We start from the raw sequence: 3,464 nt of genomic DNA on the forward strand, positions 1-3,464 counted from the left end.
AGGAATTGATTCATTAGTTGATGATTTTGCGTTTTTTTCCTTACAACTGATTATCGTAATTAATAGAAATAGAAATAAAATGTTATTTTTCATTATATGAGTTTTTTTTAAAATTACAGCTAACGTTGTTGTATATGGTTTGTTGCGATTTCAAGCACCTAATTTACTAAATAATAACTAACCAAGAAAGTACGTGAGTACTTTCGTAAGTAAGCTAAAAATGAGCAATAAATTATACAAGGTGTTGTGCCACGTTTTTTATTTTCAGATTATGGTTTTTCATTCCGCCAGTTTTAAAGTGAATGAACTTAAATTCAAATATTATGTTAAAAGTTATTCGTTTTTTCAATAAGAAACCTTTTTGGTTTTCAATGTATCTAATAATGGTTTTTCTTTATTTAGATTCAGCTTATACTTTATATAAATCGAATCTGCTTTTAGCGAAACAAGTTCAGATTTTAGAGAAAGATTCAAAGATCGCAAAGAGGCGTTCTCAGTATCTAAAACTTGAAATTTCTCATTTAAAGAGTTGTAACTATATTTCTGATAAATTCCTAAAGAACCAAAAATGACAGCGACACAAATAGGAATTATTCTATACCAATCTAAAGGTTTTTTATTTGCCAATATTTTTTTTATTGCTTTCTTGTTTTCTCGTATTTCAAGACCTTTTGCGTTAATTATAAATTCAGCAAGACCGTTTAAAGTGTTTCCATTAGGTTCAGTTTTTACGTCAACAACTTTTAACCTTATTAATTCAGATTCAATGATTCGATATTCATCAAGAGATATTTCATTTTTTAGTTTACTAAATTGTAAATCAAAAACATCTCCCGATTCCAATTCATTTAGTAGTAAATATATAATTTCAACTTTTCTATCAATTTTCATTTTTCAGAGTGTGATTGGTAATGTGGCACAACGGTCTCGGCTATGAGTAGTTGCGTGGGTTAATACTTAACTTCGCAAGTACCCACCAAATTGAAAATCCGCGAGGATTTTCAGTAGTAGGCGAGAACAAGCAATTACTTATAGCCATTGTTGTGCTTTCGTTATTTATAATTTAGTCATATTGAGTTTCCTTAAGAATTTTATCTATCAATAGGTCTAATTCTATAAATAGGTTTTTGTTATCTGCAATCCAGTATAAAAATTCGTCAGTATTGTTTTCGAATTCAATTTCTTTAAAAATTTGAAGTTTATCCACCTTCAGGTTTGATTTTTCTTTCCAATTTAATGGACCATAGGCATCCATATCTTTAAAGGAATATTTTTTTGATAAATAGGGAAAAATCTCGTTATCTAATTTTGCGGTAAATCTTGTTGTTCTATCTGTCAATGCTTTCATCGTTCGTCCCCAATTATATATTAAATTAACCAATTCCTGATTCTGGAGCAATTCCAAACGTCCCGATTGTATTAGACCAGAAATGGTATTTTCCGAGGGTCTGAATATAGGAGGGTCAAAGGCATAAAAAAGTAAACTATCAACATTTTGCTTTTTAAGATAATCTTCGTCTTTGCCTATATTATTCATTAATTGTCTGAGGGCTGCCTCACATAATTCATTTTCCTCAATTCTTCTTTTTATAATCGCTTTGTTTTGCAAATATTCAGTATGAATGTTCTTTACAATGGATTGTTCTTCAAGTTTCTGAATTCGTTCTTGGTTCCAATTATTGATTGACAATGCAATCAAAATTCCAATTACAACAAGTACAATTTCGCCAATCGCGTAAATCAGATATTTGCTGAATTTATTTTCAGTCAGCAGGTTTTGTCTAATTTTTCTAAAGAATTTAATCATTGGTTAGCGGTTTCTGATAGTAAAGCACAATGGTTTTATACATCTTAGCAAAAGTTTATTATTCCTTATTCAAAAATTCAGTTACTAAATTATTCTTTTCAGATTCCATTTCGCAAGTCCAACTGTCTATAAACCATCTTCCATTTTCATAATGAAGTTGAACGCTATTTAGACCTCTAATATTGGATTCAGTTTTTAGGTCAGTTCGTATTTCAAATGCACTCCAAACTTGCGCAATATTTCCAAACTTGCTAACTATTCTTTTTAGCTCCTTTTCATAAAAATTCTCTTTTGGTGATAATCCAATTGGTATATATTCCGCCTCCAAAGAATGAGTTTTCGCTTTTCCATTTTCATCAATTCTTGTAATAAAAGCATTTTTTGAATGAATGTAACTATCTCTTTCAAACTCCCAAGGTTCACTACTCGAGCCAGAAACAACATCATAATATGCATTTATTATCGCATCTACTGATTTTACATCTTTTGCGTATTTGTCATCATTAGTTTGTCCGAAAATTGAATTACAAGCAAAAATTATGCTAATTGATGTAAGTATTATTTTATTCATATCTATTGGTTTTTTAAATTTTTGCTAATGTCAGTCTGTCTAATAACCTACTACATTTTTAATAAGCTGTTTCTATTTTTTCTAATAATATAGTTGCTGACTCTTTATAATATCTTAACATAGGCAAAAAATTTTCAATCGCTATTAATCTATATGTCACAACCTTATTTTTAAAAATTTTACTCTTTGCAAAAAAAGCTATCGTTCCTGGATTGTATTTCATATTCATATGGTCTGAATACCAAGAGAATTGTTCAATATATTTTATATTATTAAATGATTCTTCCTTTAATTTATCAAGTACCAAATTTAAAGATTCATCAATATTATAGAACTGAATAATTTCATTTGTTAGGTCTTTATTTCCGCTAGTGTTAAAGTCATTATAGGTTTTAAGTAATCCAATACCTTTATCTTGAATATCAAAGGCTATAAAACTATTTATATCAATTGGGATGGTAGTAAAATCTAAATAATTAGTTGCGTTAATTGAATCTAAAGGAATACTTGAATATCCTTCTGTAATGAATTTTTCAATTCTCAATTCTAATTGTTCATATCGTTTTATAACGTCATCTATATTTGAGAGGTCAGACTTTAAGTTTTGTTCAACTTCATTGTAAATGGTGCTAAGTTGATTTTCACTTTTCCTGTTTTCATTCCAATTATTAATTGAAAGTGCAATTAAAATTCCAATAACTACAAGTACAATTTCTCCGATAGCATATTTAAAATACTTGGCAGTTTTGTTTTTCTCCATAAGGTCGTAGCGTATTTTTCTAAAGAATTTAATCATTGGTTAGCGGTTCCTGGTAATGAAGCACAACGGTTAGTATATGAAAAGTAGGGCAGGTTGTAAGCGATGACCTTTCGGTTTAGCCACAAGCCAAAACTTTTGCATTTTGTTTTTATCTTAATTTTCTAAAAGCTAAATCAAAAGATTTGGCGACTTCGTAAATACGCCCAAGCCTTTATTTAAACACCATTACGCCCTATTTTTTATATACATCTTAAGTTTACATTTTATAAATTTAGTGAATTAACCATAAAGAACAAAAGAGAGGATTAAGGTTATTATATACGTAG

General features: G+C 29.0%; 4 protein-coding genes. All 4 read right to left on the minus strand.

Annotated elements, in window-relative coordinates; translation table 11 throughout:
* Nucleotides 1–345 precede the first annotated feature (345 nt).
* Nucleotides 346–891, minus strand: coding sequence for a hypothetical protein (locus tag JBL43_RS20075; RefSeq protein WP_198843140.1), 546 nt, complete (start codon nt 889–891; stop codon nt 346–348).
* 172 nt (nt 892–1,063) lie between these two features.
* Nucleotides 1,064–1,807, minus strand: a complete 744-nt coding sequence (locus JBL43_RS20080; RefSeq protein WP_117883739.1) for a DUF6090 family protein — start codon at nt 1,805–1,807, stop codon at nt 1,064–1,066.
* Nucleotides 1,808–1,865: 58 nt separating this feature from the next.
* Entirely contained in the window at nt 1,866–2,378 is a 513-nt protein-coding gene (locus tag JBL43_RS20085; RefSeq protein WP_117883740.1) for a hypothetical protein, read from the minus strand.
* Between the two features lie 58 nt (nt 2,379–2,436).
* On the minus strand, nt 2,437–3,174 hold the full coding sequence (locus tag JBL43_RS20090) for a DUF6090 family protein (protein ID WP_198680044.1): 738 nt from the start codon (nt 3,172–3,174) through the stop codon (nt 2,437–2,439).
* Nucleotides 3,175–3,464 lie beyond the last annotated feature (290 nt).

Origin of the sequence: Aureibaculum flavum, assembly GCF_016406085.1 — a bacterium.
Classification (GTDB): domain Bacteria; phylum Bacteroidota; class Bacteroidia; order Flavobacteriales; family Flavobacteriaceae; genus Aureibaculum; species Aureibaculum flavum.

Coding starts and splice junctions, on each gene's coding strand:
- JBL43_RS20075 (WP_198843140.1), bottom strand. CDS start 891: ATGAAAATTGATAGAAAAGTTGAAATTATATATTTACTACTAAATGAA.
- JBL43_RS20080 (WP_117883739.1), bottom strand. CDS start 1,807: ATGATTAAATTCTTTAGAAAAATTAGACAAAACCTGCTGACTGAAAAT.
- JBL43_RS20085 (WP_117883740.1), bottom strand. CDS start 2,378: ATGAATAAAATAATACTTACATCAATTAGCATAATTTTTGCTTGTAAT.
- JBL43_RS20090 (WP_198680044.1), bottom strand. CDS start 3,174: ATGATTAAATTCTTTAGAAAAATACGCTACGACCTTATGGAGAAAAAC.